Origin of the sequence: Nitrospira sp., from assembly GCA_024760545.1 — a bacterium.
Classification (GTDB): Bacteria; Nitrospirota; Nitrospiria; order Nitrospirales; family Nitrospiraceae; genus Nitrospira_D.
Map to the genome: position 1 here is coordinate 3,363,923 of CP060501.1, position 22,894 is coordinate 3,386,816.

General features: G+C 54.2%; 22 protein-coding genes. 20 read left to right on the forward strand and 2 right to left on the reverse strand.

The annotated features are described in order from the left end of the window. Positions 1 to 16: 16 nt before the first annotated feature. Entirely contained in the window at positions 17 to 901 is an 885-nt protein-coding gene (locus tag H8K03_15975) for a hypothetical protein (protein UVT19282.1), read from the reverse strand. 1,053 nt (positions 902 to 1,954) lie between these two features. On the opposite strand from H8K03_15975, the gene urtA reads away from it, so the two are divergent. From urtA to H8K03_16030, 11 genes are all read left to right on the forward strand, one after another. Then, a complete protein-coding gene (urtA, locus tag H8K03_15980; GenBank protein ID UVT22511.1) occupies positions 1,955 to 3,319 on the forward strand; it encodes an urea ABC transporter substrate-binding protein in 1,365 nt (454 codons plus the stop codon). A gap of 163 nt (positions 3,320 to 3,482) precedes the next feature. After that, the gene (gene urtB / locus H8K03_15985; GenBank protein UVT19283.1) at positions 3,483 to 5,060 is read left to right on the forward strand and encodes an urea ABC transporter permease subunit UrtB; all 1,578 of its coding nucleotides are present in this window, start codon (positions 3,483 to 3,485) and stop codon (positions 5,058 to 5,060) included. Next, the gene (gene urtC / locus H8K03_15990; protein UVT19284.1) at positions 5,053 to 6,186 is read left to right on the forward strand and encodes an urea ABC transporter permease subunit UrtC; all 1,134 of its coding nucleotides are present in this window, start codon (positions 5,053 to 5,055) and stop codon (positions 6,184 to 6,186) included. Before urtB ends, urtC begins: the two co-directional genes overlap by 8 nt. Beyond that, complete coding sequence (gene urtD, locus H8K03_15995; protein UVT19285.1) at positions 6,183 to 6,947, forward strand: urea ABC transporter ATP-binding protein UrtD; 765 nt, start codon at positions 6,183 to 6,185, stop codon at positions 6,945 to 6,947. Before urtC ends, urtD begins: the two co-directional genes overlap by 4 nt. A gap of 25 nt (positions 6,948 to 6,972) precedes the next feature. Next, entirely contained in the window at positions 6,973 to 7,707 is a 735-nt protein-coding gene (urtE, locus tag H8K03_16000) for an urea ABC transporter ATP-binding subunit UrtE (GenBank protein ID UVT19286.1), read from the forward strand. Positions 7,708 to 8,013: 306 nt separating this feature from the next. After that, complete coding sequence (locus H8K03_16005; protein UVT19287.1) at positions 8,014 to 8,316, forward strand: urease subunit gamma; 303 nt, start codon at positions 8,014 to 8,016, stop codon at positions 8,314 to 8,316. Between the two features lie 358 nt (positions 8,317 to 8,674). After that, positions 8,675 to 9,127 carry an urease subunit beta gene (locus H8K03_16010; GenBank protein ID UVT22512.1) on the forward strand — a complete coding sequence of 151 codons (453 nt, stop codon included), beginning with the start codon at positions 8,675 to 8,677 and terminating at the stop codon, positions 9,125 to 9,127. Then, positions 9,124 to 10,848, forward strand: coding sequence for an urease subunit alpha (ureC, locus tag H8K03_16015; GenBank protein ID UVT19288.1), 1,725 nt, complete (start codon positions 9,124 to 9,126; stop codon positions 10,846 to 10,848). Before H8K03_16010 ends, ureC begins: the two co-directional genes overlap by 4 nt. Positions 10,849 to 10,969: 121 nt before the next feature. Then, positions 10,970 to 11,656, forward strand: coding sequence for a hypothetical protein (locus H8K03_16020; protein ID UVT19289.1), 687 nt, complete (start codon positions 10,970 to 10,972; stop codon positions 11,654 to 11,656). A 99-nt stretch (positions 11,657 to 11,755) separates the two neighbouring features. Then, the gene (ureG, locus tag H8K03_16025) at positions 11,756 to 12,427 is read left to right on the forward strand and encodes an urease accessory protein UreG (GenBank protein ID UVT19290.1); all 672 of its coding nucleotides are present in this window, start codon (positions 11,756 to 11,758) and stop codon (positions 12,425 to 12,427) included. A gap of 2 nt (positions 12,428 to 12,429) precedes the next feature. Then, positions 12,430 to 13,371 carry an urease accessory protein UreD gene (locus H8K03_16030; protein ID UVT19291.1) on the forward strand — a complete coding sequence of 314 codons (942 nt, stop codon included), beginning with the start codon at positions 12,430 to 12,432 and terminating at the stop codon, positions 13,369 to 13,371. A 39-nt stretch (positions 13,372 to 13,410) separates the two neighbouring features. On the opposite strand, the gene H8K03_16035 is transcribed toward H8K03_16030, so the two are convergent. Continuing rightward, positions 13,411 to 14,301 (reverse strand): fatty acid desaturase, encoded by an 891-nt coding sequence (locus tag H8K03_16035; GenBank protein ID UVT19292.1) that lies wholly within the window; start codon positions 14,299 to 14,301, stop codon positions 13,411 to 13,413. A 338-nt stretch (positions 14,302 to 14,639) separates the two neighbouring features. Here H8K03_16035 and H8K03_16040 point away from each other — a divergent pair, with 338 nt between their 5' ends. The 9 genes from H8K03_16040 (at position 14,640) to H8K03_16080 (ending at position 22,888) form a co-directional block, all read left to right on the forward strand. After that, on the forward strand, positions 14,640 to 15,434 hold the full coding sequence (locus H8K03_16040; GenBank protein UVT19293.1) for a hypothetical protein: 795 nt from the start codon (positions 14,640 to 14,642) through the stop codon (positions 15,432 to 15,434). Between the two features lie 161 nt (positions 15,435 to 15,595). Further along, a complete protein-coding gene (locus tag H8K03_16045; GenBank protein ID UVT19294.1) occupies positions 15,596 to 16,585 on the forward strand; it encodes a methyltransferase in 990 nt (329 codons plus the stop codon). 72 nt (positions 16,586 to 16,657) lie between these two features. Further along, complete coding sequence (locus H8K03_16050) at positions 16,658 to 17,374, forward strand: DUF420 domain-containing protein (GenBank protein ID UVT19295.1); 717 nt, start codon at positions 16,658 to 16,660, stop codon at positions 17,372 to 17,374. Between the two features lie 41 nt (positions 17,375 to 17,415). Next, positions 17,416 to 17,907 carry a PCP reductase family protein gene (locus H8K03_16055; GenBank protein ID UVT19296.1) on the forward strand — a complete coding sequence of 164 codons (492 nt, stop codon included), beginning with the start codon at positions 17,416 to 17,418 and terminating at the stop codon, positions 17,905 to 17,907. A 17-nt stretch (positions 17,908 to 17,924) separates the two neighbouring features. After that, a complete protein-coding gene (locus H8K03_16060; protein ID UVT19297.1) occupies positions 17,925 to 18,995 on the forward strand; it encodes a hypothetical protein in 1,071 nt (356 codons plus the stop codon). A 4-nt stretch (positions 18,996 to 18,999) separates the two neighbouring features. After that, the gene (locus H8K03_16065; protein ID UVT19298.1) at positions 19,000 to 20,874 is read left to right on the forward strand and encodes a cytochrome ubiquinol oxidase subunit I; all 1,875 of its coding nucleotides are present in this window, start codon (positions 19,000 to 19,002) and stop codon (positions 20,872 to 20,874) included. Between the two features lie 17 nt (positions 20,875 to 20,891). After that, on the forward strand, positions 20,892 to 21,545 hold the full coding sequence (locus tag H8K03_16070) for a DUF3047 domain-containing protein (protein ID UVT19299.1): 654 nt from the start codon (positions 20,892 to 20,894) through the stop codon (positions 21,543 to 21,545). A 35-nt stretch (positions 21,546 to 21,580) separates the two neighbouring features. Continuing rightward, positions 21,581 to 21,937 carry a hypothetical protein gene (locus tag H8K03_16075; GenBank protein ID UVT19300.1) on the forward strand — a complete coding sequence of 119 codons (357 nt, stop codon included), beginning with the start codon at positions 21,581 to 21,583 and terminating at the stop codon, positions 21,935 to 21,937. A 33-nt stretch (positions 21,938 to 21,970) separates the two neighbouring features. Beyond that, positions 21,971 to 22,888 carry an SUMF1/EgtB/PvdO family nonheme iron enzyme gene (locus H8K03_16080; GenBank protein UVT19301.1) on the forward strand — a complete coding sequence of 306 codons (918 nt, stop codon included), beginning with the start codon at positions 21,971 to 21,973 and terminating at the stop codon, positions 22,886 to 22,888. The last annotated feature ends 6 nt before the right edge of the window (positions 22,889 to 22,894 follow it).

The following is a 22,894-nucleotide window of genomic DNA, read 5'->3' on the forward strand; positions in this document are numbered from 1 at the left end:
CGTCTGCCCGAGAGAGCTAGGGCATCGGCTTTTTCGGGGGCGGGGCGTTCTTGAGTCGTTGGAGTTCTGCGTTCTGCTCGTCCACTTTTTTCTGGAGCGCCTTCAGCTCTTCTTTAAAGGCTTGAAGATCGGCATCATGTTTCCCAATCGGTGCGGCTTGACCAGGACTCGATTGGGGCGATGGTGTGACTGGTGCCACTGCCGCTGGGATCTGCTGGACAGCAGGAACAGGTTGGGGAGCTGCAAGGACCCTCGCCAATAGCTGATAATCAATCGCGAGCGACCGATCTTCAGATTGTCCGATCCAACTGGACCGATCGTAGACGTCCGGACGCACGGCAGCCTCCGGAACGAAGGTGACTTCCCGGTCGCGCAGGCCATCCGTATCGGGAAGCGGACGTGGTTCTTTCTGAGTCGTGTTGGATTTTTTCCCGGGCCGAAATCGGTACTGAGTCAGCGTGAAATGTAGCGACAGGCCGTCTGCGAAAAGATATCCCGACGTGGTTTCTCTATTCTGATTGACCTTTGGAGACTGTGAAATTTCCGGTGCGGAATAGACGTGGAATCCCACCCGCTGATTGGGAGTCGCTTGAGCGAGGGCGGTGACAATGTGCGGAGTCAGGAACGCAATATCATCCTCAGAGAAAGTGCGAATATCGTTCAGGTTCGTTGACTTCAGCGCCTTGCCGAGTAACAGCAAAAGACCGGTTTTTTCTTTCGTGTGGACCCCGCGCAAAATGTCTGCGACAGTTGTCTCCGACAGCTTGATGGGATGTGCGGCCTGGAAGGAGTTGGCTGAGACATTCTCAAGGAATACTGTGCCAAGAGCAGCCTCATGAATGGGCGTGGGAGGTCGAGGGCCGGCGCAGCCGACGGCTACGAAGCTCAGGCACCCAAGCATCAGAAGGCTCAGAGTCTGTTTGATAGAAAAACGATGGGAACCCATAACCTTGTGTTGTGAACTTGAACTCACGTCGCGTGTAGTGTAGCAGGAACATCGGGCAAAACAAAAGACTGTACGGGTACGACACGTAGAACGGTAGACCGTAGCCGACATGGTGCTCGAGGAGCTCGGCGGGAGTCAAGTAGCCGAAGGCTTGATGGGATCGGCAGTTGTCCGCGTTCCCAGTTGCGCTGTGCGCTTCACGGAGTAGGAAGGTCGGGGAGGCTACATCTCGTTGCGATTCCGCCCCAGATTCCCTATTTGCAAATCCTACTAAGAGCCTTCAGTAGATTCTCCAGTGTCCCTCAGGGAGCTGCCGTCGTTCATTCAGGATTTCCCCGATAGGCTAGGGAAGACTATTCTGACATGTTGAGGACAGAACACAGGCGCAAAGATTGGATGCCATATCTGAGGGAGCTAGGGACGAACGCAGACGTATCCCCACTTCTCGACTTCGCTCACGCCTCGTCGATGAAAGTCGTCAGTCTCTCAATCGGCAGGAGAAATGGTTTGCGTATCCCAAATCTGAGTTTGGTTGGGATGCCTAGGGATTCGAAGCTCTCCAGAACTCGAGAACGCTTCGTTTTCAGGCAAGGCGATTCCAAGGCATGTCATAAAGGTGCAACCATCGGTTTAGGTCTAACAACATTAATCTAGTTGCAAGTCATTAACGTAAAATAATTATTTTGCTATAACAAAGAAGTCTTGACGCACCGACGTAGGTTGTATACAATCGCCTCGCGTTGCGGAGGAAGCGAGTTGTAATGGTAATTAAGCGCGAGCGCAACAGCACATCACTCAAGACGCCTTCCAGACAACGAATCACGCCAAACGAAAACATTCATCCTCGGTTCTCGCTGATTAGTGGAATAGTTCCCAGTGGTGTCTTGACGCTCTTGCGAAAGGAGGGTGGCGGGCGGCTGATCGTTCTGGAATAGTTTCAGTAGGTGGAAAGCATCAACCGGAAGTTTGCAACTCACAGCATACGAAAAGGAGTGATGCAACATGGAAATGAAAGCGCCACAGGGTTCTGAAAACGCGAAGGAGACGGAAGTTCCTACCGAAGCAGCTGGATCCTCAAGAAGAGAATTTCTTGGACAGAGTGGGCGCGTCGCAGCAGGCGTCGGCGTGGCGGCATTGTTGGGCAACCTGGGCAACTATGTGTTGTCCTACGCGGCCGGTGGGCCACCCATTAAGATCGGTGTGTTGCACTCCTTGAGCGGTACCATGGCCATCAGCGAAGTGTCGTTGCGCGACGTTGTGCTCATGGCGGTCGAGGAGATTAACAAGGCAGGCGGAGTCATGGGGCGGCAGGTTGAGGCCAAGGTTGTCGACCCTGCGTCGAATTGGGACCTCTTTGCCGAAAAAGCCAAGCAACTGCTCTTGGAAGATAAGGTGTCTGTGGTATTCGGCTGCTGGACGTCGGTCAGTCGAAAATCGGTGCTACCGGTCTTCGAAAAGAACAACGGGCTCCTCTTCTATCCCGTACAATACGAAGGTGAAGAGTGCTCTCGCAACGTGTTCTACACTGGGGCAGCAGTCAATCAACAGGCGGCGCCGGCGGTAGAATACTTGATGAGCCCTGAAGGAGGATCCTACAAGAAGTTTTATCTCTTAGGTACCGACTACGTCTATCCACGTACGACGAACAAAATTCTGCGCGCCATGTTGTTGGCGAAGGGAGTGCCTGCGGCCAACATCGCGGAAGAATACACGCCATTCCATCACCAGGACTATCAGACCATCTGCGGTAAGATCAAAAAGTTTGCAGCAGGCGGCGGCGCCTCTGTCATCAGCACGATCAACGGCGACAGCAACGTCCCGTTCTACAAAGAATTCGGCAACCAGGGGCTTCGCGCAGAAGATGCACCGATTATGGCCTTCAGCGTCGCCGAGGACGAGCTGCGTGGTATGGATACCAGCGCGTTGGTCGGACATTTGGCGGCGTGGAATTATTATCAGAGTGTGGATACGCCACAGAACAAGAAGTTTGTGGCGAATTTCAAGGCCTATTGCAAGAGGAACAACCTGCCGGACGGAGAAAATCGAGTCACCGACGATCCGATTGAGGCCGCTTATTTCGGCGTCTATGTCTGGAAACAGGCCGTCGAGAAAGCTGGTGCCATTGAGGTCGACAAGGTGCGCGCGGCTGTGTACAACCAGAAGTTCCTGGCGCCGGGTGGGGAAATCATGATGGATTGCTGCAACCAGCACACGCACAAGCCGGTGCTGATCGGAGAGATCCTGAAAGATGGCCAATTTAAGGTCGTTCACCGGTCCAAGGGGTTGGTGAAGCCTGAGCCTTGGAGTGAATACACGAATCCTGAGAAGGGCTGTGACTGGATTAACCATCAAGGTACCTATCAGAAGAAATAAGTTCAGGATGCATAGCTGTATCTCTATTTCCTGAACTGTTCTGACGAAGGACACTGTCTGCAGGTAACGGACGGGAATCTCTAGAGAGGAAATTCCCGTCCTCCTGCGGGTATCGGGTGGTTGGGTAAGGTTATAATGTCATTGGTCGTGGAGGTTATTGGTAATGAGTCTAGGCCGCATCCCGAAGAGAATACTTGTACTCATTCTGTGTACCTTTCTCCCCTTAGGGTTTGACCTACCGTCGGCGCTGGCAGTCGAGGAAGGGATCCCGGCAACTTCGGCGGTTCCTCCGCCGGCAAATCCGATCGAGAAAGCACTCATCGACATAAAGAGTGAAGACGCGACGGTCCGTAGCAATGCGGTAGCGCTTCTGATCGAAAAGGGAGATGCGAGCCTTATTCCCAAATTAGATGCGATTCGTGCGGAGGCTGATCGGGCCACCAGGCAGGCCATCAAGCCGGTTATTGATCTGCTCAAGAACCGTGCGAACCTGACGAGTGAACAATCGGATACAAGACGGTCGGCCGCTGCCGATTTGGTGGGCACGGGTAGGTCGGAGGCTGTTACATGGCTTGAACAGGCAGCTGCAAAAGAGCAAGTGTGGTGGGTCAAGTATACGATGGAAGAGTCCGCGCAATTGATTCAGCTCCACTCTCAAGATGATGCCGTGCGTCTGACGGCTATTAAGAAACTGGGAGAGCTCAGAAGCCAGAACGGTCTGTCGGCGCTACAGGAATTAGTCCAGGCTGGTGCACAGGGTGAGGCGAACGAGCAGCAGAAGAGTTTGGCAGCAGCGGCCGAAACAGCGATCAGTCAGATTGATTCTTGGAGTTGGTGGGCAAGCTCCATTGAAACACTGTTCCGGGGAATCAGTCTCAGTTCCATCTTGCTGATCATGTCTCTTGGCTTGGCTGTCGTTTTTGGTTTGATGGGTGTCATCAATATGGCGCATGGCGAACTGATGATGATCGGTGCATATGCCACATTCGTGACGCAACAAGCCTTTATTGCATGGTTTTCTCCTGAATCGTTCGATTGGTACTTCCCTGTGGCGTTGCCCGTTGCCTTTCTTGCGGCCGCTGCATTCGGATGGCTGCTCGAGGCCACTGTGATTCGCTTTCTCTATGGGCGCCTACTCGAAACCCTGTTGGCGACATGGGGGGTCAGTTTGATCCTGATGCAAGCCGCCCGAGTATACTTCGGGGATCTGACGGCGGTCATTGCACCAGGTGCGCTTCGTGGCGGGGCCCAGGTGATGGTCGGAGTATATCTTCCCTACAATCGGATTTTTATCATCATTCTTTCAATCATCTGCGTCCTGGGGATTTACTTCCTCCTCTTCCGCTCAAACCTAGGAATACGGGTGCGGGCCGTCACTCAAAACCGCAATATGAGCTCGTGTCTCGGTATCCCGACCAGGAAAGTCGATTCTTATACTTTCGCGTTTGCCTCGGGACTGGCGGGCATCGCGGGCTGGGCACTTACCATGGTCGGGAACGTCGATCCGGGTCTGGGCCAGAATTATATCGTCGATGCTTTCATGGTTGTGGTAACGGGAGGGGTGGGAAAACTCGCTGGGACGATCTGGGCTTCTTTGGGAATCGGGGGGCTGAATAAGCTGATCGAGCCGGTCAGCGGCGCTGTCTACGGAAAGGTATTTATTCTGGTCGGTGTGATCTTATTCCTGCAGTGGCGCCCTCAAGGCCTATTTGCAGCCAAAGGACGGAGCGCTGATGCCTGAACAAACGGTCCCACAACAAGACAGCCGCGAAACACTAGCCTTTTATGCGGCAGGCTTCATTTTCTTAGTGGTCCTGCCGTTATTGAATGTGTTGCCTTCCGAAGACTCTTGGTTCCACCTCTCCGACTTTCGATTGAATCAATTCGGCAAGTTCTTGGCCTTTGCCATCCTTGCGCTTGGATTGGATCTGATTTGGGGCTATTGCGGCGTCCTCAGTTTGGGCCAGGGAGTCTTTTTCGGCTTCGGCGCCTATTGCATGGGGATGTATCTGGCACTGCAGATAGGCAAGGAAAGCGTGTATGGCAGCGAACTGCCGGACTTCATGGTTTGGACCCAGGTCAAGGAATTGCCCTTCTTTTGGTATCCATTCAAGAGTTTTATTGGGGGTTTCTTAGGGGCGATGCTTGTTCCGGTGATCTTCGCGACGATCTTCGGGTTTCTAGCGTTCCGCAGCAGAATTAAGGGAGTTTATTTTGCCATCATCACGCAGGCGTTGGCCTTTGCAGCCTGGCTGGTTTTCAATCGAAATGAGACACGGCTTGGCGGAACCAACGGATTGACCGACTTCAAGCAGTTACTTGGCTTCCGGCTTTCTGATCCCTCGACGCAGCGCGGGCTTTATATCCTGACAGTCGTGGCCCTTGCCGCCTCCTACCTCTTTTGCCGTTGGATTGTCGCCTCGCGAGCGGGAAAAGTACTTATCGCGATACGAGACAGCGAATCGCGAGTCACATTTTCGGGGTATACGCCATGGGTTTACAAGCTCTTCGTATTTGTCGTGGCGGCTGGGCTGGCAGGATTAGCAGGGATGCTGTACGTGCCGCAGGTCGGCATCATTACACCGGCACAAATCGGAGTGTTGCCGTCCCTTGAAGTGGTCATTTGGGTGGCGGTCGGAGGGCGCGGCACGTTGGTTGGCGCCATCTTGGGGGCCGTCGCCGTCAACTATGGCCGCAGTGTGTTGACGAACTATTTCCCGGAAGCCTGGCCGTTCATTCTGGGCGGACTTTTTGTGGTCGTGGTGACGTTGTTCCCGGATGGACTTATCGGCATCATTCGTAAATTGAGTACTCGAAAGAATTCGCACTCGCCTTTAATCAAGGCTGAAGGGAGTACCGCAGCGTGACGGACGGGGACTTAATTCTCAACTGCGAAAATGTGATTGTCGACTACGATGGGTTCAAGGCCCTGAACAATTGTAACTTCAGCGTCCACTACAATGAGCTCCGCGTGGTGATCGGTCCGAACGGCGCCGGCAAGACCACGTTGCTCGACGTGATTTGCGGCAAGACCAAACCGGCGTCCGGCAAGGTCATTTTCGGCAAGGACAATAATTTAGTCGGCAAGAATGCGGAGGACATCACAAAGCTCGGAGTGGGGCGTAAGTTCCAAGCCCCTTCGGTCTATGGCAACCTGTCGGTCTGGCAGAACTTGGATCTTTCAGTGAAGCGGGCGAGCAAAGGAGTCTTCCCAACGTTGGTCGGGCGTTCGTCACCGGCGGAACGAGAGCAAATCAGTGAAGTATTGGAAACCATAGGATTGACGGAGCATGCCCATGCGCGCGCCGGATCCTTATCGCATGGTCAGAAGCAGTGGCTTGAAATCGGCATGGTCATTTTGCAGGACCCTTCGCTTCTGTTAGTAGACGAACCGGTCGCCGGCATGAGCGATAAGGAGACGGAACAGACCGGCCGATTGCTGATGGCCCTTGCTAAAAAACACGCGATCGTCGTGATTGAACATGACATGGACTTTGTCCGGCAAATCGCGCGTATTGTCACCGTCTTGGCGGAGGGGACCGTCATTTGTGAAGGAACGGTCGAAAAAGTTCAGGCTGATGATCATGTCCGGGAAATCTACCTCGGTCGCGCGAAGGTCGCGCATTAAGTAAGGAAAAGAAAGACATTTGGCTATGGCACAAGAGGCGAATCGGGTAACGCTGGTACTTGAAAACATCAATGCGTACTATGGCGAGAGCCATATTCTTCGGAACGTTTCCTTTACGATTGATGCGGGAGAAGTGGTTTGTCTGATGGGCAGAAACGGCATGGGAAAGACGACCACATTAAAGACGTTGACAGGTTTGCTTCCCGCCCGTTCAGGGAAAATTACATTTGATGGTTCGGATATCACGCATGATCGTACAGATATCAGAGCAAGAAAGGGGCTAGCGTATGTACCGCAAGGGCGGGAAATCATCCCCCACCTGACGGTGCATCAAAACCTCCTTCTTGGGTACTGGAACCGGCCCTCCATCAGTGGTGATGTCTCCGAGAAGGAAGCCTTCGAGGAGGTCTATCATCTCTTCCCGAAGTTGACACAGATCCTCCACCGGCCCGGCGGTGTGCTCAGTGGAGGAGAGCAACAACAGCTCGCGATTGGGCGAGCCATTTTATCGAGCCCCAAGCTCTTGTTGCTAGACGAGCCGACCGAAGGAATTCAGCCGTCGATCGTCGACCAGATTGAGGATGTCATCATAGGGTTCAAGAATTCTCGGCGCTTCGCGATTCTGTTGGTCGAACAGGGCCTCCACTTCGCTGCCAGACTTGCGGAGAAGTATGTCGTCATGGCCAAAGGAGCAGTGAAGGCGCAGGGCAAGAGCACGGAGTTGAATGCGGACATGGTGAGACAACACCTGACGGTATAAGAGTCAGGCCGGAAAGCTGGACTCTATCTCCCGGGCTGTGGTAAGTACCCGTTGCTGGATGAGTTCGGTGCTCACTCGATACATGTTTGGTTGTTTGTAAGACGAGACGATTAGGGTAAACAATTCCCAACCTAAGAGAGGTGGGACGGGCTGATGTATCTGGTTATGTTTAGCCGTCGGTGCAGTAGTAAGTGCTCCCCTCTCTGAACGTACTAAAATCCAATATCATCACATTTATCATCACAGTAACGGTTTGCCATTTGAAAGCAGTTGCGTCTCAAGTCTTAACCTTAGGAAGGAGGAGCTATGCGTTTAAGTCCGAGAGAGCAGGACAAGCTGATGATCTATGTTGCAGCCCAGCTTGCAACCGACCGTAAAAAGCGAGGTCTCAAGCTGAATCACCCCGAGGCGGTTGCCTACCTCACTGCCGCCGTGTTGGAAGGTATTCGTGATGGAAAAACCGTCGCTGAATTGATGACTTATGGTACACAGCTTCTTTCGCGCAAGGATGTGATGCCTGGCGTTCCTGAGATGATCCGCGAATTTCAGGTGGAAGGAACATTCCCGGATGGCACGAAGCTCGTTACCGTCCACAATCCAATCCAGTAAGCATGCACAAGTATATGCCCTTATATGACCTGTGCCGAACGGTAAAGGCCGACAGAGGGTGATGTCTTGAATGATTTCTTGAACACAAGGGATTGTCAGAAAAGGTTTGCGTTTTGCCGAGTATCAAAAGGAGTTAGGGAACATGAAAGCGAAAGATTCACGAGGTTTGAAGGACGTCAAAGCAGGAGAGGCTGCTCCTAAGGCTGGACCATCCAGGCGAGAGTTCCTTGCACAGGGTGGACGTGTTGCGGCGGGAATCGGGGCGATCTCGCTCTTGGGAAATGCGGGTCAACAAGGAATGGCTCATGCTGCGAATGAATCGCTGATGAGAAAAGTCAGCGGAACAGGAGGAGCTAAAATGAAGAAGCAGGATGCACCTCAGAGATCAAAGGAAGCGTTAGCCGCTGCGGTGAAAGCCGAGCTGGCGGCTCCGATCATACCCGGTGAGATTATGACGGTGGCTGGTGACATCGAGGTGTTCAAGGGGCGAGAGACAAAAGATGTGCTGGTAAAGAATTTGGGTGATCGACCAATCCAGGTTGGGTCTCACTGCCACTTCTTCGAATCCAATCGCGCGCTCAAGTTTGACCGTGAACAGGCATTCGGGTTCCGACTCGCTATTCCAGCCGGGACAGCGGTTCGGTTTGAACCAGGAGAAGAGAAAAAAGTGCCGCTCGTGGCCTTTGGCGGCAACCGACTTGCACAAGGCGTGAACGGATTGACGGAAGGATCATTGGATGATCCAAAGGTCAAAGCCAAGGCAGTGTCACTCGCTGCTGATCGCGGATTTGGAAAAGGAGGAGCCCGGTGAAAATTCCACGCAAACAATACGCATCTCTGTACGGTCCAACCACCGGCGATCGTGTCCGACTTGCCGATACAGATTTGATCATCGAGGTCGAAGAAGATTTGACTGTCCCCGGGGAAGAGGCGGTTTTCGGCGGTGGGAAAACTATTCGTGACGGGATGGGGCAGTCGGCTCGGGCGACAAGCGCCAGCGGTCAGCTCGACACGGTGATTACCAATGCGCTCATCCTCGACTACACCGGTGTGATCAAGGCGGACATCGGCATCAAGGACGGCCGCATCGTCGGCATCGGCAAATCCGGAAATTCAGATCTGATGCCGAATGTCACGCCGGGCATGGAGATTGGTCCCGGAACGGAAGCGATTTCTGGAGAAGGCCGTATCATCACGGCCGGCGGTATCGATACGCATATCCACTTCATCTGTCCACAACAATGTTGGGAAGCGCTGTCTGCCGGCCTCACCACGATGATCGGCGGCGGAACCGGCCCTTCCAGTGGAACTAGTGCGACGACCTGTACACCTGGACCATGGAATATTCATCGCATGTTGGAAGCCTCTGAGGGTATTCCGATCAATCTCGGCTTCTTGGGGAAGGGCAATGCGTCTCGACCCGAAGGTTTGAACGAGCAAATCGAAGCTGGTGCCATCGGGTTGAAGCTGCATGAAGACTGGGGCACCACCCCGGCTGCGATCGACACCTGTTTGAGCGTCGCGGAGCGGTATGACGTGCAGGTTGCCATTCATACCGATACGCTCAATGAAGCCGGGTATATTGAGGACACCATCAAGGCCATCAAGGGACGATCGATCCATAGTTTCCACACGGAAGGGGCAGGGGGTGGTCACGCGCCGGACATCATCAAGATTTGCGGTGAGCCCAATGTGCTGCCGTCCTCAACCAACCCCACGATGCCGTTTACCGTGAACACGATGGATGAGCATCTCGACATGCTGATCGTGTGCCACAATCTGAACCCGCGGATCCCCGAAGACGTGGCGTTCGCGGAATCCCGCATCCGGCGTGAGACCATTGCGGCGGAAGACATTCTGCATGACATGGGTGCGATCAGCATCATGTCATCGGACTCGCAAGCCATGGGCCGTATCGGAGAAGTCATCACCCGCACGTGGCAGGCCGCCCATAAGATGAAGGCGCAACGTGGCCACCTTGCACCAGCCAGCGGAAGAGATTCTGCGCAGCACGACAACTTCCGGGTTCGGCGCTATGTGGCCAAGTATACGATTAATCCGGCCATTGCACACGGCATCGCTCATGAAGTGGGTTCGGTTGAAGTTGGAAAAGTCGCCGATCTCGTCATCTGGCGGCCGGAGTTCTTCGGTGTAAAACCGGAGATGGTGTTGAAGAGTGGCTTCATCGCTCAAGCGCAAATGGGCGATCCCAACGCGTCGATTCCGACGCCGGAGCCTGTCATTAGTCGGCCGATGTTCGGTGCGTTCGGTCGCGCACTGTCCAGCACGAGCTTTACCTTCGTGTCACAGGCTGCCTTGGATCATGAGATCCCCAAGCGGCTTGGGTTACAGCGGCGCATCGCGGCCGTGAAGAACATCCGCAGCGTGAAGAAGCGCGATCTCAAGTTGAATGACGCGCTGCCGAAAGTGGAAGTGAATCCGGAGACCTACATTGTGACGGCCGATGGGGTCCCGCTCACCTGCGAACCGGCGATTGTGTTGCCGCTCGCGCAGCGGTACCAATTGTTCTAATTCCAACGGGAGAACCATCCGTCTGGAAAGACGGGGGAACCTATCGAATAGCCGGCTCGGCTACGAGTACGGGGAAATCTGGTGGTAGCTGACCGGCTGTTCCTATTTGCATCTACTCAGCATGAATACACCCGCGTTACTTGAAGGGTTGCGGTTTATCGACACATTCTTTCCATCTGGCGGGTACGCGTTTTCTTCGGGCTTGGAAGCGGCTGTGCAAGGCGGGGCCGTGAAGAATTCCGATCAACTCGCCCGCTACATTGAAGATTTGCTGCGAGGTGGGATGAGTCGGCGAGAAGCGCTGGCCACAAAAATAGCCACTCGAGCGGGAGCGTCAGGGAAAATTTATTCAGCCATCGATATTGATCGAAGACTCGACGCCACAAAGTTGAGTCGGGAGTCTCGGTTGGCGAGCCGTCAAATGGGCAGGCAGGTTATCAGAGTTGCGGCAGATCAGATCAGAGCAAAGCCGTTGCTGAATGAGTATCGCGATGAAGTAGAATCTGAACGAGCTCCTGGTCATCTAGCCGTGACGTTCGGGCTGACGATGGGTGCGAGTGGCTGGAAGCCTGAGGAAACAGCCGCGGCATTCCTCTATCAAACTGCGGTGGGTTTTGTGTCTGCGGCTATGCGACTGAGTCCGATTGGCCAACATGAAGGACAGCGAGTGTTGGGTGAATGGCTTCCGTTGATTGAGCGGATCAGCCGAGAAAGTGATTCAAAGACATTGATGAGCTCGTGGTCACCGGTGCAAGATATTTACGCGATGCGTCATGGTTCTTTGGAATGGAGACTTTTCCGATCCTAAACTTCCTGGTCCATGACCGGAGAGCGTCGCAACTAACAGAAAGGAAATGAACGGCGGCTGATGGCGTGTTGTCTTCAGTGATCCGCTATTCGAACAGCCATGCATGACTTGAATCATCAACACAACCACAGTTGGAGTCCGACTCAAGCTCGAACAAAAGGTATTCCGGTTATCGGGATCGGTGGGCCTGTCGGTTCAGGAAAAACGGCTCTCGTCGAAGGATTGTGCCAACGATTGCGCGATCGCTTCAGTTTGGCCGCGGTGACGAATGACATTTTCACAAAAATCGACGCAGAAATTCTGACCAAGCGCGCAGCCTTACCAATGGATCGGATTCTTGGCGTGGAAACCGGTGGGTGCCCCCATACGGCAATCCGGGAGGACGCCTCGCACAACCAAGAGGCGATTGACGATCTGCTTCGCCGCCATCCGGATGTCGAATTGATTTTTCTCGAAAGCGGAGGGGATAACCTTGCAGCAACCTTCAGCCCAGAACTTGTCGATCATGTCATCTACGTGATCGATGTGGCAGGAGGCGATAAGATCCCGCGAAAGGGTGGACCCGGTATCACCCGATCGGATTTTCTTGTCATCAATAAAATGGACTTGGCGCCGCACGTTCGGGCGGACTTGTCCGTCATGGATCGCGACACCCGCCGTATGCGGGGTGATCTTCCGTTCGCGTTTACCAACATTCTTTCCGGTGAGGGATTGGATTCCGTCGTAGCCTGGGTGGAGGAACGCATCCCTCAACGGACTAGGCGCTCATAATCGTGGCGGCTCCTGGGGTACAGCGAAAAAGAGCGTCCCGGAAAGCTAGTGTTTCTCCAAACAGAAAAACCTCTCGGAGGAGAAACTCGCCAGGACGGTTTGCGACCGAACTCGTTGGACGAGTCGGTGAACTCAAGCTTGACTATGCCAAGGTTGAGCACAGAACCGTTATTGCGCACTCATACTTCACGACACCGTGGAAACTACTTCCTCCCATTTATCTTGATGACACAGGAGCCGCCTACACGCTACTAGTCAATCCTTCAGGAGGCCTGGTTGGGGGCGACTCTCTCACCATAGATATGAACCTAGATAAGGACGCGCGAGTCCTTATTTCCGCCCCTTCCGCCAACCGTGTCTACCGCACTGAGGGAAAGCTCTCCGAACAGCATATCAAGATTACCGTCGGGTCCGGTGCGGTCCTTGAGTGGTTGCCGGAACATACGATTCCGTTTGCCGGATCACGATTCCGACAGACACTTCATGCGCAATTAGAGCCGGGTGCGACCATCGTCTTGTGGGATGCCATCGCGTCGGGGCGAATTGCGCGAGGCGAACGATGGGCGTTTACAGACTTGGAGAACGAGATCCAAATCACGACGGCCTCGAGAGGTTCGCTTGTGGAGCGTTACGTCCTCGACCCAGCGACGGACTTAGGTTGTGTCGGGCTTGCAGACGAATGGGATTATGTCGCCTCACTATATGTCGTGAACGATGCGGTATCATCCGATGTCTGGAAACGATTGGAAGGGAAGGTGGCCGGCATACTTGACCAAATCCCTGGACAGGTACTGGGCGGAGTTTCAACGCCGGCTATTCCCGGTATCGCAATTAAACTGCTGACTAGGACTGCCCCTGACCTCATTCAGATGCTCGAAGCACTATGGGCGGCCGTTCGCCAAGAATTGTGGAATCTCCCGCCAGTGTCTTTACGAAAATATTAAAAACTAGACGCGTGTCGATACCAGGCAGGTTGCTGCGGGCTATGCCGAAGGAGTCGGAAGATCTGAAACCCTCGTTTCGGCAGCATTGGCAGTGCGGAGCGACCAGGCTAGTCCGAATAGGGAGAGCGTGAAAATCAGCCATTTCGAGGGATCGAAATTATACCAGCGAGGCCCGTTTCGGTAGTCACTTTGGTACGTGTGATGGTAGTTGTGATACCCCTCACCGAACGTGATTAACGAAACCAGCCAGCTATCTCGGCTCGAATCCGCTTGGCCGTGCGGTTGGCTTCCCCAGAGATGGCACACGGAATTGATACAAAAGGTCGAATTCAGCACGGCAAAGGTCCGACCGACGCCGGCGAGCATAAAGCAGCCGACCCCACTACCCCAGCCGCCGTAGAGAAAGCCTACTAGGAACGGGAGTGCCAATCCTGCAAGGAAAATAGGCACGTAATATCGGTGCTGCCACATGACCACCGGATCTTGTCGCAGCCGTGTGGCGTATTTCTCGTCCGCGTACTGCTGGTTGGAGAAGAGCCATCCGCAGTGACTGTGCCAGAATCCACGCTGCGCGTTGTAGGGATCGGCATCTTGGTCGCACGCCGCATGGTGGCGGATGTGATCGGCTCCCCACTTCAGGGCAGAGTTTTGCAATGCCCATCCGCCGGCGATCAATAATCCAGCCTTGACCCACTCGGGACACGTGAAACTCCTGTGTGAAATCAGGCGATGGTAGCCGACCGTAATGCCGAGTCCGGTGACGATATACAACAGTCCGAACATGGTCCAGTCTACCCAGGTATACCCATAGACAAGGCCGAAAGCGGGAACGCCTATGAGTGCGCTCCCTACAATAAGCGTGAACAGGAACACTGTGATATAGAGGGGATACGTACGTTTGAGCACGATGGCAGACTGTGCGGGTATCATAAGGATGCTACTAGAGGGAAGAGCATGCGTTCATGTAAGGCAGATGTTTTCGTCGATAGATAGGGTTCGAATCGATGGTATTAATTTCTTGGACTGTATCAGGACAAGGGGAAAATAGCTACTGTGGAACGGCCAACGGCAGCCTCTTGTTTGACATTGACAGCGGGCGGTAATATTTCATATACATACTCGGTCTAAGTCAGCCTCGCCAAATGGTCGTTTATCGTGTCCATGGTAGGAGCTGTCATTACGAAGAGTTCTCCTGGCCGAGAGGAAAACTCGGAGAGAGCAGGTCAGGAATCAGGATGGTTGGTCTATTACTACAAGGAGGCAGTCCCATGAAGAGTGCGTTAACAATAGTATTTGGTGTAGCAGCCGCCGCATTGGTCGCGGCGCCTCTCACCTCCTATGCGGGTGGAACGATCACCGGCAAGGTGACGTATGCTGGTAAGGCGGAGCAGAAAGAGTTCCTCTTTTCCAAGTTCCCGAATCCGAAGTTCTGTCCCCAGAACCCGAATAAGAGCTTGATGGACGGGGACAAGCGGTTTCTGAAACAGATCGAAGTTGGGAAAGACGGTGGTTTGAAGGGCGCGGTCGTTGCCGTGGCGGACATCGAAGACAAGGCGTGGATGGATGGATTCGCTGGGACGGAAGTGACGGCTGCGTTCTGCGAATTTTTGCCGTTCAGTGGCGTAGTCGTCAACACCCGTCCCTTCAAAGTTGAGAACACGGATGCCGACCCAGATGATCCTAAATCCGTTCAGGGTGTACTCCATAACCCACATAGCTTCACCGTAAAGGGCACTTCGTCGGCGACCGGTTTCAACATCGGTCTCGCCAAGAAGGGCGACAAGCTTGATAAGCCGGTGACGTTCCGTGGCGGTGCAGAAAAAGAAGGGTACTTGCGCTTACAGTGCGACCAGCATGAGTTTATGCAATCGTTCTTCCTGCCTGTGTCGAACCCCCATTTTGCCGTTGTGAAGGACGACGGTTCGTTCGAGCTCAAGGATGTGCCGGCCGGCAAGCACAAGATTGTGGCCTGGCATCCTTTTGCAGGAAAAGCCAAGAAGGTCGAGTTTGAGGTGGATGTGACCGATGGCGGCACTGCAAACCTCAAGGCCGAAATCAAGTAGACGAGACGATTCAGTCAGACGTTATCTGCCAGGGAAGGGCAGCGGAGCAATCCGCTGCCCTTCGTGTTTTCGGCATCATTCCAGCCGAGTTCGTCGCCTTGCCTTTCTATTTCCTCAGTGGGTAAGATGCCTCTTTTAAGCGCAAAGCTGAAGGGAGTGGTGTGTCACGAGAACTCTCGCTGGCGGAAGTGTTCCAGCTTGGCTACTACTGGGAGACCAAGATCCTGCTGACGGCAGTGAAACTGGACGTATTTTCCGCCATAGACACAAAACCAAAGACAGCCCAAGAGATCGCGAGTCGCATCGGCGCGGATGCCTCCACGCTCAGTATTTTATTGAATGCACTGGTAGCGATGAAGTTGTTGACCAAGAGCACTGAACTATACGGAAATTCCTCCATGGCACTGACGTACCTCGTTCGGCATTCGTCCCAATATGTCGGTCATCTTCTGCTCTTGCATGATGCTGAATGGAACAACTGGGGACAATTGGAAGAGACGATTCGAACGGGACGTCGGGCAGTCGATCGGCATGTCTTCGAGACCGATCCGGAGCTAGGGAGCAATGTGTTGACGGTCCTCAATCGCATCGGACAGCAAAGCGGACCTGATTTTGCCAGACGATTGAAACTCACAGGGTCGGAGCGGATGTTGGATCTGGGCGGTGGCGCAGGAACCAACGCGATCGCATTTTGTCAGGTGTATCCTGAATTGACCGCCACGGTCTTTGATCTTCCGGCGACGCTCAGGTTGACTGAAAAAACTGTGAAGGAAGCCGGATTGGAGTCGCGGATTCGGCTGCTGCCTGGTGATTTCAATGCAGATCCGCTTGGCGGGCCGTACGATATCGTCCTCATGTCCGATATCCTGCATTATCAAACCTTTCAGATGAATCAAGGGTTGGTTGAGAAAGTCTTTGCCTCCCTTGCATCGGATGGGCGGCTGGTGATCAAGGATCGGTTTCTGGAAGAATCCGGCGCGGGTCCGGCTTGGACGACTGCATTTGCGGTCCACATACTCGTGAATACGCAGCGAGGCAGTTGTTACCGAACGGACGATGCAATTCAATGGTTGACCGCCGCCGGATTTGTATCCGTCACGGAGTTGGAAAAGACAGCTGTCGTGCAAGGTCTGAAATCTGGTGAAGCGTGAAGCATCGTTCGTGAAGCGCGAACCTAATTTCGAGATACGATTCACGAGATACGAGCGACGAAAAGAAGAGCGATGGATTGGTTAAGAGAACCGGGGTTCTTCGGAACTCATGCAACAACCGGCGCAGATCTCAGCCAGTTGATGGCCACGTTATTCACCACTCTCTTCGTCATTGGATGGTTCCAAGCGCGCAAGCGAAACGCCGATGCACACCATTGGTTGATGTTTGGGGGAATGATTTCCATGCTCAGTTTCTTCATCGCCTACTATCTTTTCCGACAGCTAGGCGTGTTGGCATTTGAGGGCAAGGAAGGATTCGGAGGACCTCAGTCGATTTATGACCATGTCTTTGTACCAGTTCTCATTCTTCACATTAATCTCGTCATAATCGGCCTCATCATGGCTGTTTATCTCATGATTCTAGGGTTTAGAGCGCAAACTTTTGTCGGCGGCGTTCGTCAACTCAGAACAGGGCCATTACAAGTTTCTTGGGCTACGATTGCCAAGCTATGGGGTGGTGTGGGTGCACTCGTTGGTACGTATCTTTATTATTCGTATGCGACGGAGCGTCTTTCTTCCGGGATATCGATTTTCTGGATTATCTTTATGATGTTGTTTGGACTAGTGCTGATATTTGAAATCGTGGCCATTCAACGAATTTGGCCTGACGGAGCACGGCGTCATCGAGCGCTTGGCCGGTTCACGATGGTCATCTACTGCGTGTTGTTCGTCACGGGGAGTTTCACCTACACCATGCTGTATATCCTGTACCCCGGTAAGATCGGCTAGGCTATGCGTAGACATGTCGACACGCTTCATGGTGCGGTGTCATGTTGACCTGCGGGTGTGGTCGCTGGATGCATACCGAGGGGATCGAAGAACGTATGAGCGGCGAGATGCCCCAGTGGTTTGTCCGATCGGAATGTCGCGGTTGCGGCCTGAAAGTCGGTGTCGATGTACCGGAGGGCCAGACACAGGGACTCGTTGACCGCTTGATATGGACCGATGAGGCCTTGCATCGGTTGGATCGTATGCAGCCCTATGTGGCCGCACTCGTTCGGGAAGAGGTGAACCGGGGTGTTCGTGCTCGAGGGCTCCAAGTGGTCACCGACGAGACGGTCCTGCATCCTTCCGTAGGGGAGCGGGTGGAATGGGAACCTGACGCAGAGCGGCGATTGGAACGGGTGCCGGCACCGGTTCGCGCAATGGCTCGAATCGAGCTCGAGCGCACGGCGGCGGATCGCGGGCTATCTCGTGTCACGGCCTCTCTGATGGAAGAGATCAAAGCGAAGTATTTTGGGATGGGGACTCAAAAAGGTTAGGTGAGGCAGGAACGGGAATGTTGCATCGAATGGCCTTGCGGGTGCTTCCGAGCTTGAGTCTGGCGGTCACGGAAGATGCCGTGCGCAAGCAAAAGCGGATCGTGATGTTCGTCCCCGGGTTGATCGCCTTCGGGGTGTATCGCCTGGCTAAGCATCTCGTTCCGATTGCGGACCCGCTTGTGCTGTTGACGGTCAGCAGTGTAGTGGCGGCGGTCACTTCGCTCCTCGCGTACAAGATTGGGCGGGCTTCACCATGGTCTTTGATTGTCCGCCAAGACGGAGCGCGGCGTCTCGGTTGGCTTGCCGGATGGATCGGAGCGGTCTATGGCATTCAGCTCTCGTTGTTGGTGCTGACCCTACTCTGGATTATGAATTACAGTTACCTCCAACATCCCGATGGGCCGGCAATGATGGCGATCATTATCTCCTGTACGGCTGTCGCTCGCGACGCATTTGAAATCGGCCATGTACGCAAGCTCTCCGTCATGGGGAGGCCATTTCTGACGTTCCCTGATGGAGAGGAGTTCCGCGTCCTGGTGCAGCACCGGGCTTCGCAATTGGGACCGTGGGTTCTGACAGCATTGGGTGTTGGTGCAATGGCGTCGCTGGCTGGGATGGCGATCGCCGATGAGCAGGCAGCCGCTCTGACTCAATTGCTGAGTGTGACACTCCTCGGCGGTGGTCTTGCCCTCTGCGCGTATTTTGCCGGACTCTATCCTTCCATATCCTGGGTTCACACGCTCCGTCAGACCGCTCCCGGTGAATTGCTGAAGTATTGGTGGTGGCCTGGGATGGCCTTTGCCTCCACCTATTATCTGGTGACGATGGGACTGTTGTTGTTTGTCGCACGGCAACCGACGATTACGTTGAGCTCAGCGGCCGTGATGGGCGCGCTGGTTACGGCGATGATGGTGTTGTATGGCTATTATCTGGGTGATCGGCGTCATATTGAAGACGAACAATCTCCACAACTGTCGAGTGGAATGTTGCGCTGCCCCTTCGTGATGGGGATTCTCGGCAAGACCGTGAATGCGGCGGACAGTGCCGGAGGGGAATTGGTCTTTGGAAAAGATGGAACCAAGGGGTAGGTCTATGGAGCGAGAATTTCGAGGAACACGTTCCGTGATCAGTCTTGTACTGTACGTCGCGTTTGTCTTAGTTGCGCTTGGATACTCGTGGCACGGATCCGATGTGTCTTTTGCAGAATCATCGACGGACATCTACTTTGGAACCGACGGAGCTCCCGAAGGACCGGCGGCTCCCGCTCCTGATGAGACGACGTATCCGCGAATCGGCTCATTGGACAGTCGTCTGGTGGTGTGGTTCGTGACGCAGCAGCATACCTACTTCGGCGGGTTTGTGCTCGCCCTTCCCTTGTTCTGTGCACTGATCGAGTTCCTCGGATTGACGACAAGAAAACCGGCTTTGGCGCTTCGCTACGATGGCCTCGCGAGGGACCTGGCGAAGGTGGCGGTCTTGGCCATGTCGGCGACGGCGCTCATCGGCAGTCTGATGCTGACAATGTTCATTATGCTCTATCCCAGTTTTATGAAGTATATGGGCGGCACGTTCAAGGATTTCATGCCGCTCTACGCCGCCGTCTTTGTGGGGGAAGCGCTGCTGCTGATCATCTATTACTATAGTTGGAACCGGATGGCTGAGCGGGGCATGAAGTGGATCCATGCGGCGATCGGCATTCTGACGAACATCGTGGGAACTGCGTTGCTGATGATGGCGAATGCTTGGTCTGCCTTCATGATGTCCCCGGCCGGCGTCGATGCCCAGGGACGATTCTTGGGAAATGTCTGGCATCTGTTGCACTCGGCTCTCTGGAATCCGCTGAACGTCCATCGTTTCCTCGCTGACATCATGTCCGGGGGAGCGGTCGTGCTGGCCTATGCCTGTTATCGATTCTTTACCAGCAAGACCGATGAGGAGCGGGCGTATTTCGACTGGGTCGGATATGTCTTTCTATTTGTCACGGTCTGTGCGCTCATTCCTATGCCGATCGCCGGTTACTGGCTGATGAAATCGGTGTTCGTGTTTCGCCAGACCATGGGCGTGACGATGATGGGAGGATTGCTCACATGGCTGTTTGTCGTCCAGGCCCTGTTAATCGGCGTCCTGTTCTTGGGAATTAACTACTATCTCTGGCAAAGTATGGCGCGGATCAAAGGGGGGGAACGCTATCAGCCGTATTACCAAGTCTTGTTGGCTATTCTGATGCTGGCGCTCTTTATTTGGCTGACGCCGCATACCTTGCTGATGTCTGCGAGTGAAGTGAAAGCGATGGGAGGCGCTCAGCATCCCGTGATCGGCAACTACGGAGTCATGTCGGCCAAGAACGGCGCCATCAATATTCTGATTCTCGTTACCGCGCTCAGCTTTTTGTACTACCGCCGAGCGAATCGAACAATGACCATCTCGTGGATCAAAACCGGTAACACGATTCTCACGGTCCTGTATGTGGTGGGTGCTTTGAATATTGTGTGGTTATCAATCTATGGGTTCTATTTGCCGGCGAAAGTTCGTGTCGGTCTCTCCGCCCCGCAAGCCTTCACGACATTAACGGTCATTGTGGTCGGGGTGGTGATCAACCGTCTCATGCTCAGACGGGCTGTGGTGCATGGCCCGATTCAATGGGGAAAAATTCCGCTGCGTGGCATGGTCGGCTTGTTTGGGCTGGCGGCGTCCTTCAGTTGGGTGATGGGCCTGATGGGCTACATCCGTTCTTCGGGCCGCTTGTCTTGGCACGTCAGTGAACTGATGGCCGATGTCTCGCCGTGGGCTTTTACGCCGGATCTCCAGTTCGCCGCAAAAATGGTGACATTGAACATGGTGGTATTTTGGGCGGCAGTCCTCGCGCTGTTCTGGATGTGCCAGCGCGGGCAGCAGCCGGTGATGGGTGAAGAATTCCGAAAGGAACAGGCTCCCTTACTCTCGCCGGTTCCGTCGCAAGAAACATAAGAAAGGGAATGATACTCATGGAGTACCGTGCGTCGATGCGTGCAGCGGCAGTTCTCGGCATCCTAGCGGGCATACTTGTGTGGCAGGTTCCCGTCGGGGCTCAGGGGCAGGCGCTGGTGCTTGAAGATTTTCAAGCGAAGGAAGCAGATGGATTCCCTTCGCAGTGGGATCACGAAAATCAGCGAAGTCAATCGAAAGGTCGTGAAGCCTATAAAGTACGATCCGAGAACGGCGCCAATTTCTTATCGGCCAAGGATGCAGGTCAGCGCATTAAGAAAAAGAAAATCGATTGGGATCCTAAGGCCTATCCCATTCTGACCTGGCGCTGGCGTCTGAATAAGGCGGCCACTGGGAACGAGCCGCTTGCTGCGGTCTATGCGTCGTTGGATACTGATCTCCTCTTTATTCCGGTGTTCACGAAATATGTGTGGAGCGGGTCGAAACCGGATGGCACGCTGACGGAAGGCGGCATGTTTAGCGGCTCCGAGATTGTTGTGCAGGCTGGGACGAAGGAGATCGGGCAGTGGTTTGAAGAGCGGGTGAATGTGTACGAAGACTTCAAGCGGATCCATCAGCATGAGCCCGCGGCGAAGGCATGGGGCATTTCCATCATCGCGGCACCTGGTGTCGAAATCGATTTTGGCCCATTAATTGCGACTCCGGCCAAGTAGAGATCGGTCTTCTCAGTTTGAGGAGGACTCGTGTGATGGGGAGGAACAAGGTGTTTGACATCGCACTAGGACTCGGCGTGATGGGTACCGTGGGTACGCTGATTGGGCTCACCATGGGCGGTGGGCTGATGCCTGTCGCGATCTCTGTTGGGCTTGGTCTCGGTGTTGTCATCGGGTTTCTCGGCGGCCGCCGATTTCTTGTGAGTATCCTGGTCGGCACCGTGTTGGGTGGCGTGTTAGCTTGGCTGATGGCTGGTGCCGAGAGGATCTGGGTCGGCGCTGGCGCGGGTGCGGCCATGGGTGGTTTTCTAGGCGTCCAGATATCGATGTTGCTCGATGTGCGTGCTGCAAAGAAGGCGGCGGCGGAACAGGCCGAGACGTTGCCGCTCTAATCGGTAGGTATTCTCTCGATCAAAGAGGTTTCTGTGGAAAACAAGGGTGTCTTAGTCGGGTCCATCATTTTTGTGTTTGCATCGTTCATTCTCATGATCGGCCTGCTGGCCTATGAATCCTATAAGGCCAAGCAAATGAAACAGCTGGCTCTGTCGGTCAAGTCAGAAGCCCGACCGACAGCGAGTAACCTGCCGGCTCAGGATTTCTCGATGTACAAGACCAAAATAGGGGATGAAGGTCGGGAAATGGTACAGATCCCGGAAGGTCCCTTTACCATGGGAAGCAATGAGGGTGATCCGGATGAGGCCCCGGAACATCAAGTCTACCTGAAGGGGTTCTTTCTGGATCGAAAGGAAGTGACACAAGAGGAATATGTGCGGTTCGCGAAGATGACCAAACGTGCGATGCCCAGAATCGAAGTGTTTGACGACGATCAGTCCAAGATCTTAAAACCGGACTTCGCGGCGATGAGTGTCTCCTGGGACGAAGCGGCGGCCTACTGCAAGTGGGCCGGCAAGCGACTTCCTACCGAAGCCGAGTGGGAAAAAGCCGGTCGTGGTGAGAGTAAGAGAAAATATCCATGGGGAGATAAGTTTGTCACCAATGCCGCCAATGTCGATGGCAGCGAAGACGGGTATAAGTATCTGGCTCCGCCCGGCTCATTCGATGTGGGACGAAGTCCTTATGGTCTCTATGACATGACAGGCAACGTTGCGGAGTGGGTGGAGGACTCCTATGACGAACACTACTACAAGAAATCTCCATTTCGTGACCCGAAGGGGCCAGCGAATGCGGATCTTAAAGTCGTGCGTGGAGGCTCATGGCGGGAGACCGAGCATAATGCGAGGTTGTCCAAGCGATTTGCGGCCAAACATTGGCGGACAGATGTCACGATCGGTATTCGATGCGCAAGCGATCTGGATCTAGCGGTGGCCACTCCAGAGCCGTAGACGGGT

Bases quoted from the DNA above. Each gene is read 5' to 3' on its own strand.
- H8K03_15975 (UVT19282.1), bottom strand. From the start codon at position 901: ATGCTTGGGTGCCTGAGCTTCGTAGCCGTCGGCTGCGCCGGCCCTCGA.
- urtA (UVT22511.1), top strand. From the start codon at position 1,955: ATGAAAGCGCCACAGGGTTCTGAAAACGCGAAGGAGACGGAAGTTCCT.
- urtB (UVT19283.1), top strand. From the start codon at position 3,483: ATGAGTCTAGGCCGCATCCCGAAGAGAATACTTGTACTCATTCTGTGT.
- urtC (UVT19284.1), top strand. From the start codon at position 5,053: ATGCCTGAACAAACGGTCCCACAACAAGACAGCCGCGAAACACTAGCC.
- urtE (UVT19286.1), top strand. From the start codon at position 6,973: ATGGCACAAGAGGCGAATCGGGTAACGCTGGTACTTGAAAACATCAAT.
- H8K03_16005 (UVT19287.1), top strand. From the start codon at position 8,014: ATGCGTTTAAGTCCGAGAGAGCAGGACAAGCTGATGATCTATGTTGCA.
- H8K03_16010 (UVT22512.1), top strand. From the start codon at position 8,675: ATGAAGAAGCAGGATGCACCTCAGAGATCAAAGGAAGCGTTAGCCGCT.
- H8K03_16020 (UVT19289.1), top strand. From the start codon at position 10,970: ATGAATACACCCGCGTTACTTGAAGGGTTGCGGTTTATCGACACATTC.
- ureG (UVT19290.1), top strand. From the start codon at position 11,756: ATGCATGACTTGAATCATCAACACAACCACAGTTGGAGTCCGACTCAA.
- H8K03_16035 (UVT19292.1), bottom strand. From the start codon at position 14,301: ATGATACCCGCACAGTCTGCCATCGTGCTCAAACGTACGTATCCCCTC.
- H8K03_16040 (UVT19293.1), top strand. From the start codon at position 14,640: ATGAAGAGTGCGTTAACAATAGTATTTGGTGTAGCAGCCGCCGCATTG.
- H8K03_16050 (UVT19295.1), top strand. From the start codon at position 16,658: ATGGATTGGTTAAGAGAACCGGGGTTCTTCGGAACTCATGCAACAACC.
- H8K03_16055 (UVT19296.1), top strand. From the start codon at position 17,416: ATGTTGACCTGCGGGTGTGGTCGCTGGATGCATACCGAGGGGATCGAA.
- H8K03_16060 (UVT19297.1), top strand. From the start codon at position 17,925: ATGTTGCATCGAATGGCCTTGCGGGTGCTTCCGAGCTTGAGTCTGGCG.
- H8K03_16065 (UVT19298.1), top strand. From the start codon at position 19,000: ATGGAGCGAGAATTTCGAGGAACACGTTCCGTGATCAGTCTTGTACTG.
- H8K03_16070 (UVT19299.1), top strand. From the start codon at position 20,892: ATGGAGTACCGTGCGTCGATGCGTGCAGCGGCAGTTCTCGGCATCCTA.
- H8K03_16075 (UVT19300.1), top strand. From the start codon at position 21,581: ATGGGGAGGAACAAGGTGTTTGACATCGCACTAGGACTCGGCGTGATG.